This is a genomic window from Actinoplanes sp. NPDC049548, from assembly GCF_040676695.1.
Lineage (GTDB): Bacteria > Actinomycetota > Actinomycetes > Mycobacteriales > Micromonosporaceae > Actinoplanes.
Genome location: NZ_JBFAPM010000024.1, coordinates 82,699 through 97,179, shown reverse-complemented (window position 1 = coordinate 97,179; position 14,481 = coordinate 82,699). Strand labels below are relative to the sequence as shown.

Annotated in this window: 13 protein-coding genes; 5 read left to right on the top strand and 8 right to left on the bottom strand. The window is 71.2% G+C overall.

Annotated features, from left to right (window positions below):
• Positions 1–3: 3 nt before the first annotated feature.
• From AB0J80_RS33520 to AB0J80_RS33505, 4 genes are all read left to right on the top strand, one after another.
• Positions 4–2,085, top strand: coding sequence for a PQQ-dependent sugar dehydrogenase (locus tag AB0J80_RS33520; protein WP_364713204.1), 2,082 nt, complete (start codon positions 4–6; stop codon positions 2,083–2,085).
• Positions 2,086–2,186: 101 nt separating this feature from the next.
• A complete protein-coding gene (locus AB0J80_RS33515; protein WP_364713203.1) occupies positions 2,187–2,954 on the top strand; it encodes a hypothetical protein in 768 nt (255 codons plus the stop codon).
• Positions 2,955–3,072: 118 nt separating this feature from the next.
• Positions 3,073–3,642 (top strand): GAF domain-containing protein, encoded by a 570-nt coding sequence (locus AB0J80_RS33510; protein ID WP_364713201.1) that lies wholly within the window; start codon positions 3,073–3,075, stop codon positions 3,640–3,642.
• Between the two features lie 69 nt (positions 3,643–3,711).
• Entirely contained in the window at positions 3,712–4,689 is a 978-nt protein-coding gene (locus AB0J80_RS33505) for an AraC family transcriptional regulator (protein ID WP_364713199.1), read from the top strand.
• Between the two features lie 7 nt (positions 4,690–4,696).
• Here AB0J80_RS33505 and AB0J80_RS33500 read toward each other — a convergent pair whose 3' ends face one another.
• Genes AB0J80_RS33500 through AB0J80_RS33465 form a run of 8 tightly spaced genes read right to left on the bottom strand, consistent with a single transcriptional unit; the run spans position 4,697 to position 12,920 of the window.
• A complete protein-coding gene (locus tag AB0J80_RS33500) occupies positions 4,697–5,815 on the bottom strand; it encodes an ABC transporter substrate-binding protein (RefSeq protein ID WP_364713196.1) in 1,119 nt (372 codons plus the stop codon).
• Positions 5,816–5,824: 9 nt separating this feature from the next.
• Positions 5,825–6,574, bottom strand: coding sequence for an ABC transporter permease (locus AB0J80_RS33495; RefSeq protein WP_364713193.1), 750 nt, complete (start codon positions 6,572–6,574; stop codon positions 5,825–5,827).
• Complete coding sequence (locus tag AB0J80_RS33490) at positions 6,571–7,335, bottom strand: ABC transporter ATP-binding protein (protein WP_364713190.1); 765 nt, start codon at positions 7,333–7,335, stop codon at positions 6,571–6,573. The genes AB0J80_RS33495 and AB0J80_RS33490 overlap by 4 nt, the downstream gene beginning before the upstream one ends.
• Positions 7,332–8,192, bottom strand: a complete 861-nt coding sequence (locus AB0J80_RS33485) for an ABC transporter permease subunit (RefSeq protein WP_364713188.1) — start codon at positions 8,190–8,192, stop codon at positions 7,332–7,334. The genes AB0J80_RS33490 and AB0J80_RS33485 overlap by 4 nt, the downstream gene beginning before the upstream one ends.
• A complete protein-coding gene (locus AB0J80_RS33480; RefSeq protein ID WP_364713185.1) occupies positions 8,189–9,184 on the bottom strand; it encodes a TIGR03842 family LLM class F420-dependent oxidoreductase in 996 nt (331 codons plus the stop codon). The genes AB0J80_RS33485 and AB0J80_RS33480 overlap by 4 nt, the downstream gene beginning before the upstream one ends.
• Before the next feature lie 6 nt (positions 9,185–9,190).
• On the bottom strand, positions 9,191–10,675 hold the full coding sequence (locus tag AB0J80_RS33475) for a CoA-acylating methylmalonate-semialdehyde dehydrogenase (RefSeq protein WP_364713183.1): 1,485 nt from the start codon (positions 10,673–10,675) through the stop codon (positions 9,191–9,193).
• A gap of 8 nt (positions 10,676–10,683) precedes the next feature.
• The gene (gene hydA / locus AB0J80_RS33470; RefSeq protein WP_364713180.1) at positions 10,684–12,084 is read right to left on the bottom strand and encodes a dihydropyrimidinase; all 1,401 of its coding nucleotides are present in this window, start codon (positions 12,082–12,084) and stop codon (positions 10,684–10,686) included.
• Entirely contained in the window at positions 12,081–12,920 is an 840-nt protein-coding gene (locus AB0J80_RS33465) for a nitrilase-related carbon-nitrogen hydrolase (RefSeq protein ID WP_364713177.1), read from the bottom strand. The genes hydA and AB0J80_RS33465 overlap by 4 nt, the downstream gene beginning before the upstream one ends.
• A gap of 148 nt (positions 12,921–13,068) precedes the next feature.
• Here AB0J80_RS33465 and AB0J80_RS33460 point away from each other — a divergent pair, with 148 nt between their 5' ends.
• Positions 13,069–14,478 carry an aminotransferase class I/II-fold pyridoxal phosphate-dependent enzyme gene (locus AB0J80_RS33460; protein ID WP_364713176.1) on the top strand — a complete coding sequence of 470 codons (1,410 nt, stop codon included), beginning with the start codon at positions 13,069–13,071 and terminating at the stop codon, positions 14,476–14,478.
• Positions 14,479–14,481 lie beyond the last annotated feature (3 nt).

The following is a 14,481-nucleotide window of genomic DNA, read 5'->3' as shown; positions in this document are numbered from 1 at the left end:
ACCATGAAGCGGGTTCTCACCGCCGTACCCGCGCTCGCGCTCGTCGCGACCGCTCTGATGGCACCGTCCCACCCGGCCGCGGCCGCCCCGGCGGCCGCGCCGCCGCCGGACTCCGACTTCCAGAAGGTCACCCTCGACGACTTCCCGGGCGAGCCGATCGCCCTGGCCGTCCTGCCGGACAAGCGCGTGCTGCACACCTCCCGCAAGGGTGAGGTACGCATCAACGACCCCCGCAGCGGCCGCAACGTCCTCGCCGCCACGATCCCCGTCTACCAGCACGACGAGGAGGGCGTGCAGGGCGTCGCGATCGACCCCCACTTCCCGGCCAACAAGTGGGTCTACCTCTACTACTCGCCGCGGCTGAACACCCCGGTCGACAACCCGGCCACGCCGGCGGTGAACGAGGGCGACGCGCCCGAGCAGGGCACCGCCGCGGACTTCGCGCCGTTCAAGGGCGTCATGCGGCTGTCACGCTTCAAGCTCAACGGCAACACACTGGCGCTGAGCACCGAGCAGAGGATCCTCGACGTCCCCACCGACCGCGGCATCTGCTGCCACGTCGGCGGAAAGATCGACTTCGACGCCGCCGGCAACCTCTACCTGTCCACCGGCGACGACACCAACCCGTTCGCCTCCGACGGCTACGTGCCGCTGGACGAACGGCCCGACCGCAACCCGGCCTTCGACGCCCAGCGCACCGCCGCCAACACCAACGACCTGCGCGGCAAGATCCTGCGCATCAAGGTCACCGGCAACGGCGGTTACCGCATCCCGCGGGGCAACCTCTTCAAGCCGGGTACGGCGTACACCCGGCCCGAGATCTACGCGATGGGCCTGCGCAACCCGTTCCGCTTCGCCGTCGACAAGCGCACCGGGATCATCTACGTCGGCGACTACTCGCCCGACGCCCGTACCCCCAACCCGGAGCGGGGACCCGCCGGGCACGGGCGCTGGGCGGCCATCGACAAGCCCGCCAACTACGGCTGGCCGTACTGCGTGGCACCGGACATGCCCTACGTCGACTACGACTTCGCCACCCACACCTCCGGAGCGCCGTTCAACTGCGCCGCGCCGGTGAACGACTCGCCGCACAACACCGGCAAGCGCCGGCTGCCCCCGGTGGAGAAGGCCGAGGTCATCTACACGTACGGCGCCAGCACCGAGTTCCCCGAGCTCGGCACCGGCGGCATCGGACCGATGGGCGGCCCGGCGTACGACTACGACGCGAGGAACAGGTCGGCGACCAAGTGGCCGGAGTACTACGACGGCAAGCCGCTGTTCTACGAGTGGACCCGCGACTACGTCAAGGAGTTCACCCTCGGCCCGGCCAACGAGGTCACCTCGATCAAGCCCGTGCTGCCGTCGATCGTCTTCGACAACCCGATGGACCTCGAGTTCGGCCCGGACGGCGCGCTCTACGTCCTCGAGTACGGCGACGGCTACTTCGCGGAGAACCCGGAGGCGCAGCTCGCCCGCATCGACTACGTCCGCGGCAACCGCACCCCCATCCCGAAGATCACAGCGACCCCCACGCGCGGTGAGGCGCCGCTGACGGTGACCTTCTCCAGCGCCGGCACCACCGACCCCGACGGCGACACGCTGCGCTACGCCTGGGACTTCGACGCCGACGGCATCGTCGACTCCCGGCAGCCGAACGCCGTCCACACCTTCACCGAGAACGGCAACTACCGCCCGACGCTGAAGGTGACCGACCCGACAGGCCGCTGGGCCTCGGCCGAGGTGATCCTCCCGGTCGGCACCCTGGCCCCGCAGGTCAGCTTCGTCACCCCGACCGAGGACCAGCCGTTCGAGTTCGGCGACACGGTCACGTTCCAGGTGAACGTCGTCGACGACCAGCCGGTCGACTGCTCCCGGGTGACGGTGACCTACATCCTCGGGCACGACCAGCACGGGCATCCGCTCTCCACGGCGTCCGGCTGCACCGGCTCGATCACCACCTTCATCGACGGAGGCCACGCGGGAGCGGACAACCTGACCGCCGTCTTCGTGGCGGAGTACACGGACACCGGGACCCCGCCGCAGAGCGGCTCGGCGACCGTCGTCCTGACCCCGTCGGAGGACTGATCACTGTCCGTCACACCCGGCCGGGCTCGCATGGCGGGCCCGGCCGGGTGACCTCGGGCGTTTGCGCCGCACAGGCGCCGCCGGTCGGTCACCCTGGAAGGGTGGAGCGGCACGAGGCGTCGTGGTGGGCGGGATTCCTGCAAGAATCGGACCGTTTCGACCGCGCCCTCCTGGTCGAGGGCCTCGGCGACCTCGTCCTGCCGCACATCAAGGCGCCCCTGCTGCGCCGCGAGGTCCAGATCGCGATCGACAACGTCGTGCGCTACCTGGAGCGCCCCACGAGCGAGGACCGGCAGGACTACGCCCGCGACGCGACCGAGCGGCTGCACCACACCCTGAGCCGCATCGAGGACCGCTCGACCGGCTCGGCGATCTCCACCGACGAGGCGAACATCATCCTGCTGGCGCTGCGCGGCGACTACGGTGAGGCGGCAGCCGCGGCGGCGCCCCTGGTCGGCGCGAGCAAGCTGCAGCGGCTCTTCGTCACGGCGCTGCGCCTCGAACGCTTCGACATCCCGCTCACCCTGCGCCTGCTGGAGGGCGGCCAGACGCCCCGGGAGGCCGTACGCTCCGGCCACCTGATCGGCCGCTACAGCTGGTGGCCCTCCTGGCTCCTGCGCATCGTGACGGAACGGGCCCTGGCCGGCACCCTCGACGAGGAGACCATCGCGGCACTGGACAAGTGCGCGTACGCGGCGCTCAGCCCGATCCAGGCCAACCTGGCCCGCAAGCTCCTCAGCGGCGACGAGCGCCTGATCAGCACGGCGGCCGAGCGGCTGGCCGGCCTCGGTGAGGCGCAGGCCGCGGCCCGCCTCCGCGAGGGCGACCTGACCGCGGTAGCCCTGGCCGCCCGGCTGACCTCCATGTAGCGCCGCGGACTCTCAGCTTGCGTTTCGGACCTCCGGTTGCGCTCCGCGAGCCGACGCGACGGTGAGCGGTGGCGATCCGCCGTTCGCGGCGGGCACCATTCGCGCCGGAGGGGATTTCATGGACAGGCATGACAGGGTGCCGGACGACGACCTCGGCGCTTCGGGTTTGCTGTGCCGGCTGCACATGCTGCTGCACCTGGCGGTGGCCTCGGCACCGGGCGACACGTCCGTGCTGAAGCTGGCGATGATCCAGGCCGCCGCGGCGACCGGGGCCGACAGCGCGGTGCTCGGCACGGTGAACGACCGCGACGTCGTAGACGTCTCGATGCTGTCGGCCGCCGGCGGCCCGGTGCACGACGCCGGCGCTCTTGCGGTGAGCCCGCAGTATCCGCTCACCGACGTGATCGTACGGGCGAAGCCGATCTGGCTGGCGTCACCGCCGGAGGTGCGGGCCGCCTATCCCACCGGCGGCGCGCTGTGGGGGCGCGCCTTCGCGGGGGTTCCGTTGCTGGCCGGGGGCGCCGCGATCGGTGCGATCGGCCTCATCCACGACACCACCGGTCACCATTTCACGGACGTCGAGCGGACCTTCGTGAGCGCTGTCGCCGATCTCTGCGCCGGTGTTCTCTTTCAGGCGCCGGCCGGCACGTGGCCGCGGCAGAGGAATGCGCGGGTCACCGAGGCTTGACGCCGAGCTATGTTCGAAGAGTCGCGTCGCGGCAACGCTCCGTCGAGGGTGGAGGGAACGGGGGACCCGGTGGATCGCCTGATCGTGCAGCGTTTCTCCCTGCGCTCCGACGATGTGGAGCAGGTGCGTGCGTTCGGGACGGAGCACTTCTTCCCCCGGAAGTTCCTGCAGCCGCTGGGCCGGTCCGGACGTCTCGCCGCGCGTTTCCATCTCATGCGCCTGGGGCCGATCACCCTGTGCGATGCGCGGTACGGCGCCGATGTGACCCTGGGGTACGACTGTCCCGACGCGTACCAGGTCGGTGTGCCCCAGGCGGGCAGCCTGGAGGCGCATCAGCGGGACCGCGCCCTGGTCAGCGCAGGTAACCGCGCGGCGGTCTCCCGGGTCGGCGAGGACATGATCATCGACCGGTGGCCGGCGGACTGCCACCAACTCGTCGTCAAGATCGAGCAGGGCTACCTCGAGAACCAGCTGCAGAGCCGGCTCGGCGCGACGGTGCAGAGCCCCCTCGAGCTGTCCGGTGACCTCGACGTCGGTGCCGGTCCGGGCCGGGGCTGGGCGGCCCTGGTGCGCCTGGTCGCCGGCGAGTTCCGGACGGCGACGGGGATGCTCGAGCAGCCGCTGATCACCGGGCGCCTGATCGAGACGCTGACCGTCGGGCTGCTGCTGGCCGCGCGCCATCCCCACCGTGAGGCCCTGGCCCGGCCGGCGGTGGCGTACCGGCCACCGCCGGTGCGGCGGGCTGTCGAGGCCGTCGAGGCGCGTCCCGAGCATCCGTTCACCGTCGAAGGCCTGGCCGACGCCGCCGGGGTGAGCGTCCGCACCCTGCAGGCCGCGTTCCGGCGCTATCTCGGCTGCACCCCGATGGCGTACGTGCGCGACGTGCGGCTGTCTCGCGTCCACGACGAGCTGAGCGACGCCGACCCGGGACTCACCACCGTCACCGCCGTGGCCCAGCGATGGGGGTTCGCGCACATGGGCCGGTTCGCGGCCGCCTACCGGGCCCGGTACCACGTCGCGCCGTCGCAGACGCTGCAGGAGCCTTGAACGGCGGTCAGGCGCCGCCCGCGTTCAGCGTCACCGCCTTCGGGGTGAAGCCGGCGCCCGTCACGTCGACTCCCGCGGCCCGGGCCTGTTGCAGGGCCTGGCGGATGTAGTCGTTGGTGTACGCCGTGCCCTCCGGCTGTCTCGTGAGGATCGTGTCTCCCGTCTGGTTCCTGGTGGTCATCGAGAGGTCGACGGTCTGCTTCCAGTCCGCCTCGTCGACGAGGCCGATCCCGCCGGCCGACGGCCAGATGAGCTTGTTGACCTCGTTCATCTGCCAGAGCTGGTGGCTCTTGCCGAGCTTGGAGCCCTTGGCCACCACCATGTCGCGGCACGGCTGGGGGTTGTCGCGGCAGTACGCCCAGCCCTTGATCGTCGCGGTCAGGAACTTCACCGTCTGCTGCTGGTACGCCGGGTCGCTGAGCCGGCCGGTGTTGGCCCACACCGCGTCCTGCAGCATCGCGGAGCCGTTCGTCTTCCAGTCGATGACGGTGAAGTCGGCGGACGTGTAGAGCTTGCCCGTGGCCGGGTTCTTCGCCTCGAGGAGCTGGGCGTACTCGTTGTAGCTCATGGCCTGGGCGGCGTCGATCTCCTTCTTCAGGAGGGCCTGCATGTCGAACTGCTGCTGGACGAGGGTGACGTCCTTGCCCGGGTCGAGGCCGGCCTTGGTCATGCCGGCGAAGAGCTCGAACTCGTTGCCGAAACCCCAGTTGCCGACCTTCTTGCCCTTGAAGTCGGCCGGACCTGTTATCCCGCTGTCCTTCCACGCCACCTGGTAGGTGCCGGAGCGGGCGAAGATCTGGGCGACGTCGGTGATGGTGGCGCCCTGTTCGCGGGAGGCCAGGGCCTTGGGTACCCAGGCGACGGCGTAGTCGGCCTTGCCCTGGGCGAGCACCGTCTGGGGGACGATGTCGACGCCGCCTTCCAGGAGCTGGACGTCGAGGCCCTGTTCGGTGTAGAAGCCGCGGTCGACCGCGGCGATGTAGCCGGCGAACTGGGCCTGGTAGAACCACTGCAGTTGCAGCTTGACGGTGGTGCCGCCGGTCGGGGTGGTGGGGGTGTCGGCGGTACCGCAGGCGGTGAGCAGGAGGGCCGTGGAGGTGACAGAGGCGAGCAGCAGACGTCGCATGCGGGCTCCTCAGAAGATGGTTTTCCAGGGCATCGCGAGCCGCTCCAGCAGGAGCGTGGTGAGGTAGAAGACCAGTCCGAGCAGGCAGGCGCCGACCACGAAGGCCCAGGCACGGGGGTACGCGGTGAACGCGGCGGCGGAGGTGATCCGCGAGCCGAGCCCGTTCTGCAGGCCGCCGAAGTACTCGGCGACCACCGCGGCGATGACGGCCAGCGAGGACGCCTGTCGCAGGCCGGTGAAGACGAAGGGGAGGGCGCCGGGCAGCCGGACGAGGCGGGTGAACGTCCAGCCCGTCGCCGCGTAGCTGGTCATGAGGTCGCGGTGGGTGGGGTCGACCTCGCGCAGCCCGCGCAGGGTGTTGATGAAGACCGGGAAGAACACGATGATCCCGGCGACCAGCCGGCGGGGCACGCTGGAGGTCGACTCGAACATGTTGTTGAGGATCGGGGCGAGCGCGATGATCGGCAGTGCGTTGAGCACCGCCGCCACGGGCAGGGACACGTCGGACAGCAGGCGGAAGCGGCTCGCCGCCATGGCGCTGAGGATGCCGGCCGCCGCGCCCCAGAGCAGTCCGATCAGGGCGTTGAGGCCGCTGGCCGCCGCCGCGGTGAGGATGGCGCCGCGTTGCTGGAGCAGCTCGTGCCAGATCGCGGACGGCGCCGGCAGGATGTACGGCGCGATCCGGCCCAGGGAGACGACCAGTTCCCAGGCGACGAGGGCGCCGATGCCGAGCAGCACCGGGGGCAGGACGCGTCTCATGGCGAGCCGCGCAGGGTCTTGCGGACCAGGGTGACGAACGAGAAGAAGTCGGGGGACTGGCGGACCGTCTCGTCGCGGGACGGCAGGTCGATGGCGACGGTTCCGGTGATCCGGCCCGGGCGTGGCGACATGACCACCACGCGGTCGGACAGGAACACCGCCTCCGGTATGGAGTGGGTGACGAAGATGGTGCTGGTGCCGGTCTGGGCGCAGATGCCCAGCAGCTCGGTCTGCAGCCGCTCGCGGGTCATCTCGTCGAGGGCGCCGAACGGCTCGTCCATCAGCAGCAGCGGCGGCTGGACGGCCAGCGCCCGGGCGATCGCGACGCGCTGCTGCATGCCGCCGGACAACTGGGCGGGGTAGTGGTCGGCGAAGTCGCTCAGCCCCACCAGGGCCAGCATCTCCGACGCGCGGGCCTGCCGTGCGGCGCGGGACTGTCCGCGCAGCTCGAGCGGCAGTTCCACGTTGCGGCGTACCGTACGCCACTCGAAGAGCCCGGCCTGCTGGAACGCGATCCCGTAGGCCTGGTCGAGCCGGGCCTGGCGGGCCGGTTTGCCGGCGACCGTGACGGTGCCGGCGGTCGGGGAGATCAGGTCGGCGATCAGCCGCAGCAGCGTGCTCTTGCCGCAGCCCGACGGGCCGATGAGCGACACGAACTCACCCGCGCGGACGGCGAGGTCCACGTCGGACAGGGCGGTGACCTCGTCGGGGCGGCCCTGGTTGAAGACCTTGGTGACACCGGAGACGGATACCGCGGTCACATCGTCACCACCGGGACTCGGCGCCGGTGCCGCATGAGCGGCAGTTCCAGGAGGCTCACCGACCCGGCGACGACGAGGCCGAGCAGGGCCGCGCCGAGCATCGCGGTGTAGACCTTGGCGGGGTCGCTGGTCGCCTCCCGCGAGTACTCGATGACCAGGCGGCCGATGCCTCCCCGCGTACCCGTGGAGATCTCACCGACGACCGCGCCCACGACGGCGGCCGCGCCCGCGAGCCGCAGCGCCGGGAACAGGTAGGGCAGCGACGCCGGCAGGCGGAGCTTGACCAGGGTGCGCCACCAGCCGGCGGCGTAGCTGCGCATCAGCTCCACGCCGCTCGCCTGCGGCGACTGCAGGCCGCGCAGCATGCCCACCGCGACCGGGAAGAAGCTCAGGTACGCGGCGATCACCGCGACCGTCATCCAATCCGCCCAGGGATACGGTCCCAGGGACAAATTGCCGCTCCAGCCCGCCACCAGCGGCGCCAGCGCGACCAGGGGCACGGTCTGCGAGAGGATCACGTACGGCAGCAGGCCCCGCTCGACGAGCCGGAAGCGTTGCATCGCCACCGCCAGCAGCAGCCCCACGACCGTGCCGACGGCGAACCCGGCGGCCGTGATGCCCAGCGTGAACGCCGCCGCGCCGAGCACCACCTGCCACACCGGCCGGCCACCGGTGAGCTCCGGGCGGGCGAGCCGGCGCAGCATGTCCCACACGTGCGGCATGGAGAGGTCGTCGGCGCGGGGCAGGACCCGCGTGCCGAACAGCACCGTCCCGTCCGGGTTCCCGACCGCCTTGTAGCCCTCCCACACCGCCACGAAGACGACGACCGCCACGAGGGGGCTCAGGACGCGTCTCATGACAGGGCCGGGATGATGCTCTTCCCGTACGCCTCGAGCGTGCCCTCCTTGTCGTCGTGCTGCAGGTAGACGGCGAACTGGTCGACGCCGAGCGCCCGGAGCTCCTCGAGGCGGGCGAGGTGGTTCTCGACCGGCCCGAGGATGCAGAAGCGGTCCACGACCTCGTCCGGCACGAACGTGGCGTGCGAGTTGCCGGCCCGTCCGTGCTCGGCGTAGTCGTAGCCGCGCCGGTCCTTGATGTAGTCGGTCAGCACCTGCGGCACCGCGCCGTCCGCGCCGTAGCGGGCGACGATGTCCGCGACGTGGTTGCCGACCATCCCGCCGAACCACCGGGTCTGGTCCCGCTGGTGGGCGAGGTCGTCGCCGACGTAGGCGGGGGCCGCCACGCAGAACTTCAGGGCGGCCGGGTCGCGGCCGGCCCGCTCCGCTGCGGTCCGGACCGCCTTGATCATCCAGGCCGCGATGTCCGGGTCGGCGAGCTGCAGGATGTAGCCGTCACCCACCTCGCCGGTCAGGGCCAGGGCCTTCGGACCGTACGCGGCCACCCACACGTCCAGCCGGCTGTGCGGTGCCCAGGCGAACCGCAGCTCGCGGTCCCGCAGGGTGACCGTCTCGCCGTTGGCCAGGCCCCGGATGACGCCGATGCTCATCCGCAGCTGGGCGAGCGTGTTGGGCTGCAGGCCGAGGACCCGCAGCGCGGAGTCGCCGCGGCCGATGCCGCAGATGGTGCGGTTGCCGTACATCTCGTTGAGGGTGGCGAACTGCGACGCGATCACCGTCCAGTCCCGGGTGCCGGGGTTGGTCACCATGGGCCCGACCGTCACGCGGCCGGTCTCGCTGAGGATCTTGCTGTAGATGACGAACGGCTCCTGCCACAGCACGTGCGAGTCGAACGTCCACACGTGGCTGTAGCCGAGCTCCTCGGCGCGCTTCGCCAGCTCCACGACCTCGCTCGACGGCGGGTCGCACTGCAGGACCACACCGATGTCCATCGCGCCTCACCGCACCTTCGGGAAGCCGAGGTCGACCTCGGAGCCGGCCGGGTCGGGCCAGCGCGAGGTGACGACCTTGCTGCGGGTGTAGAACTGCAGCCCTTCCGGGCCGTACATGTGCAGGTCGCCGAAGAGCGAGGACTTCCAGCCGCCGAAGCTGTAGTACGCGACCGGTACGGGCACCGGCACGTTCACGCCCACCATCCCGCAGACGACGTCGTACTGGAACTGCCGGGCCGCGCCGCCGTCGCGGGTGAAGATGGCGGTCCCGTTGCCGTACTCGTTGGCGTTGACCAGCTCGAGCGCCTCCTCGTAGGTGTCCACCCGCACCACCGACAGCACCGGCCCGAAGATCTCGTCGGTGTAGAGCGGTGAGTCGGTCGGCACCCGGTCCACCAGCGAGGCCCCGAGGAAGAACCCGGGCCCGTCGCTGACCGGGGCGTCCCGGCCGTCGACGACCACCTCGGCCGCGCCCGGGTCGGCGAGGTAGCCGGCCACCCGGTCGCGGTGCTCGCGGCTGATCAGCGGGCCCATCTCGGCGGACGGGTCGGTGGCGGGGCCGACCGCGATCCGGCCGACCCGCTCCTTGATCGCCTCGACCAACGGGTCCGCGCTCGCGCCGACGGCCACCACCACCGAGACCGCCATGCAGCGCTCGCCCGCGGAGCCGTACCCGGCGCTGACCGCGGCGTCGGCCGCGGCACCGATGTCCGCGTCCGGCAGCACCACCATGTGGTTCTTGGCGCCGCCGAGCGCCTGCACCCGCTTGCCGTTCTCGGTGGCGGTCCGGTAGATGCTGCGCGCGACCGGCGTCGAGCCGACGAACGACACGGCCTCGATGTCCGGGTGCCCGAGCAGCACCTCCACGGCCTCGCGGTCACCCTGCACGACGTTGAAGGCGCCGTCCGGCAGCCCGGCCTGGCGCAGCAGGTCGGCGAGCATGAGCGACGCCGACGGGTCCTTCTCGCTGGGCTTCAGCACGAAGGTGTTGCCGCAGACCAGCGCGTTGCAGAAAATCCACATCGGGACCATGGCCGGGAAGTTGAACGGCGTGATGCCGGCGACCACCCCGAGCGGCTGGCGGATCGAGTAGACGTCCACGCCGGTGGAGGCCTGCTCGCTGTAGCCGCCCTTGAGCAGGTGCGGCGCGCCCGCGGCGAACTCGACGTTCTCCAGCCCGCGGGCCAGCTCGCCGGCCGCGTCCGCCACGGTCTTGCCGTGCTCGGCGCTGACCAGCGACGCGATCTCCTTGCGGTTGGCGTCGACCAGCTCGCGGAAGCGGAACATCACCTCGGCCCGGCGCGACAGCGACGCCGCCCGCCAGCCGGGGAATGCCCGCTTCGCCGATGCCACCGCCCGTTCGGTCTCGGCGGCGGTCGCTGCCACCACGTAGGCCTGTTGCTCACCGGTCGCCGGATCCCAGACCGGCAGCCGGCGGCCACTCGTGCCGTCTGTCGCCGTACCGTCGATCCAGTGTCTGATCTCGCGCACGCGGCCTCCTAAACCAAGTATTCGGACAGACCACGGGGGACGTAGCGGCCGTGGCCGGCGCGACCCTTGTACTCGTCGCCCTGCACGAGCACCGCGCCGCGGGAGATGACGGTGTCGACCTTGCCGGCGATCTCCCAGCCCTCCCACGCCGAGTAGTCCATGTTCATGTGGTGCGTCTCGACGCCGATGCGGGTCCGCCCGGCCGGGTCGTAGAGCACGATGTCGGCGTCGGATCCGGGCGCGATGACGCCCTTGCGCGGATACATGCCGAACATCCGCGCCGGCGTCGTCGCGATCGTCTCGACCCAGCGGCCCAGCGACAGCTTGCCGTCGACCACGCCCTGGTAGAGCAGGTCGACGCGGTGCTCGACCCCGCCGATGCCGTTGGGGATCTTGGAGAAGTCGCCGACGCCCATCTCCTTCTGGTCCTTCATGCAGAAGGGACAGTGGTCGGTGGAGACGACAGCGAGATCATTGGTACGCAGCCCGCGCCACAGATCCGCGCGGTGGCTCTCGTGCTTGCTGCGCAGCGGTGTGGAGCAGACCCACTTGGCGCCCTCGAAGCCGGGAGCACCGAGCTGGTCCTCCAGCGTCAGGTAGAGGTACTGCGGGCAGGTCTCGGCGAACACGTTGCGTCCGGCGTCGCGGGCCGCCGCCACCTGCTCCAGGGCCTTGGAGGCGGACAGGTGCACGATGTAGAGCGGGCAGTCGGCGGCCACGCTCGCCAGCCAGATCGCCCGGCTCGTCGCCTCCGCCTCCAGCTCCTGCGGCCGGGTCACGCCGTGGTAGTAGGGGTCGGTCTCGCCGCGTTCCAGGGCCTGCTTGACGAGGACGTCGATGGCCGGCCCGTTCTCCGCGTGCATCATGATCATGGCGCCGTTGTCCCGCGCCTTCTGCATCGCCCGCAGGATCTGCCCGTCGTCGCTGTAGAACACGCCCGGGTACGCCATGAACAGCTTGAAGCTGGTGATGCCCTCGTCGGCCACGAGCTGGTCCATGGCCTTGAGCGACTCGTCGTCGACCCCGCCCAGGATCATGTGGAAGCCGTAGTCGATGTGGCAGTTCCCGGCCGTCTTGGCATGCCACGCGGCGAGGCCGTCCTGCACCACCTCGCCGTAGCGCTGGATGGCGAAGTCGACGATCGTGGTGGTGCCGCCGAAGGCCGCGGCGCGCGTACCGGTGGCGAAGGTGTCGCTGGCCTCGGTGCCGCCGAACGGCATCTGCATGTGGGTGTGCGCGTCGATGGCGCCCGGGATGACGTACTTGCCGGTGGCGTCGATCGTCTCGACGTCCTCGGGGCCCCGGTCCGGTGCGAACACGGCGGCGATCGTCTCGCCGTCGACCAGCACGTCGGCGGGGGTGGGCCCGGCCGGCCCGACGACCGTGCCGCCTTTGATCAGGAAGCTCACGGCTGCACCAGCCCCTCGTAGCTGTCGGGGCGGCGGTCGCGGTAGAACTGCCACCGGTTGCGGACCGTCTCGAGCAGGCTGAGGTCGAGGTCCCGGATGATCAGCTCCGGCTCGTGGGTGTCGCCGACCTCGCCGACGAACTTGCCCTCCGGGTCCACGAAGTACGACTGGCCGTAGAAGTCGTTGTCGCCCAGCGGCTCGAAGCCCACCCGGTTGATCGCGCCGATGAAGTACTCGTTGGCGACCGCGCTGGCCGGCTGCTCGAGCTGCCACAGGTAGCCCGACAGGCCGCGGCTGGTGGCCGACGGGTTGAAGACGATCTGCGCCCCGTTGAGGCCCAGCGCGCGCCAGCCCTCGGGGAAGTGCCGGTCGTAGCAGATGTAGACCCCGACCTTGCCGACCGCGGTGTCGAACACCGGGTAGCCGAGGTTGCCGGGACGGAAGTAGAACTTCTCCCAGAAGCCGTTCACCTGCGGGATGTGGTGCTTGCGGTACTTGCCCAGGTACGAGCCGTCGGCGTCGACCACCGCGGCGGTGTTGTAGAGGACGCCGGGCTGCTCCTGCTCGTACATCGGCAGGACCATCACCATGCCCAGCTCGGCGGCCAGCGCCTGGAAGCGCTCGGTGGTGGGGCCGGGGACCGACTCCGCGTACTCGTAGTAGGCGGCGTCCTGGACCTGGCAGAAGTAGGGGCCGTAGAAGAGCTCCTGGAAGCAGATCACCTTGGCGCCCTGGGCGGCGGCGTCGCGGGCGTAGTCTTCGTGCGCCTTGATCATCGATTCCTTGTCGCCCGTCCAGGTGGTCTGGACGAGGGCGGCACGGACAACATCGTTCATGCCAGCTACCCCTCTCGGTCAGCGGTGGCCTAGGTCACCCCATCGATTGTGATCGCCTCTCCACCCCGTGTCATCGTCCCAGCACCCGGCTTGACATCGAGGGCCCAACGAGGGAGACACTAACGACACAGATGAAGGCGAACAATGGTTGTTCTGTTACTTAATATTCCGGAGCGGGTCGTTGTTAGGGCTAATTGCTGGGGCGGTTGACGACCGCAGTGCGCGGGGGATCGCGGCTGCCGTCAGCCGGCTCGTGACGGCGGGGGAGCTGCCGACCGGGGCGCGGCTGCCGACCGTGCGCGACGTCGCCCGGGAGCTGGGCGTCAGCCCCACCACGGTGAGCGAGGCGTGGCGCAGCCTGGCCCGCGCGGGGGCGATCCAGACCCGTGGCCGGTCCGGCTCGTTCGTCGCGACGCCCGCGGTGCCGCGCGGTCGCCTGCGGTACGCGCAGCTCGGCGCCGGCCTCGGCCCCGTCACGCACGACTACTCCACCGGCGTCCCGGACTACGACCTGCTGCCCAGCATCACCGACTCCCTGGCGCGGATCGGCGACGCCCGGCTCACCACCAGCTACCTCGAGGCGCCCGTGCTGCCGCCGCTGGAGACCGTGCTGCGGCAGCGGTGGCCGTACCCGCCGGAGCAGGTGACCGTCGTCGACGGCGCCATGGACGCGCTGGACCGGGTCGTCGCGACGCTCGTGCGGTTCGGCGACCACGTGCTGGTCGAGAACCCCGCCTTCCCACCGGTGCTCGACCTGCTCGACGCCGTCGGCGCCACCGTGGTGGGGGTGCCGATGGACGAGCACGGCATGCGGCCCGAGGCGCTGGGGGCGGCGCTCAAGGCGTACGAACCGGTGGCGGTCGTGCTGCAGCCGCGCGCGCAGAACCCGACCGGGGCCGGCCTCAGTGCGCGGCGGGTCGCCGAGCTGGCCGCCGAGCTGGCCGCGTACCCGGAGGTCACCCTCGTCGAGGACGACCATGCCGGCGACATCGCCACCGCGCCGCCGGTCAGCCTCGGCGCCCACCTGCCGGACCGGACCGTGCATGTCGCCGGGTTCTCCAAGAGCCACGGCCCGGACCTGCGGCTGGCCGCGCTCGGCGGACCGGCCGAGGTGATCACCGCGGTCACGGATCGGCGCCTGCTCGGGCCGGGCTGGTCCAGCCGGCTGCTGCAAGCCGTCCTCCTGGACCTGCTGACCTCGCCCGACGCCGAGGCGCAGGTGGCCGCCGCCCGCGAGGTCTACGCACGGCGGCGCGCCACGATGCTCGCCGAGCTGGCGGCGCGGGACGTCACCGCGACCGCGGCCGACGGCATCAACCTCTGGATGACCGTCGAGGACCAGCAGATGGCGATGCTCGCGCTGGCCGCACACGGCATCGCCGTCGCCCCTGGCACGCCGTTCGCCGTGACGCCGCTCGGGGCGGACCACGTCCGGGTCACCGTCGGCCTGATCCGCGACGGTCACGCCGAGCTCGCCGACATCCTCGCCGCCGCTGCCCGGGCCGGTGCCCGCGGCAGCGGACCCCGTAGCCGCCCGCACCCGCGCGGCTGGCGCTGACCC

Coding starts and splice junctions, on each gene's coding strand:
- AB0J80_RS33520 (WP_364713204.1), top strand. CDS start 4: ATGAAGCGGGTTCTCACCGCCGTACCCGCGCTCGCGCTCGTCGCGACC.
- AB0J80_RS33510 (WP_364713201.1), top strand. CDS start 3,073: ATGGACAGGCATGACAGGGTGCCGGACGACGACCTCGGCGCTTCGGGT.
- AB0J80_RS33500 (WP_364713196.1), bottom strand. CDS start 5,815: ATGCGACGTCTGCTGCTCGCCTCTGTCACCTCCACGGCCCTCCTGCTC.
- AB0J80_RS33495 (WP_364713193.1), bottom strand. CDS start 6,574: ATGAGACGCGTCCTGCCCCCGGTGCTGCTCGGCATCGGCGCCCTCGTC.
- AB0J80_RS33485 (WP_364713188.1), bottom strand. CDS start 8,192: ATGAGACGCGTCCTGAGCCCCCTCGTGGCGGTCGTCGTCTTCGTGGCG.
- AB0J80_RS33480 (WP_364713185.1), bottom strand. CDS start 9,184: ATGGACATCGGTGTGGTCCTGCAGTGCGACCCGCCGTCGAGCGAGGTC.
- AB0J80_RS33465 (WP_364713177.1), bottom strand. CDS start 12,920: ATGAACGATGTTGTCCGTGCCGCCCTCGTCCAGACCACCTGGACGGGC.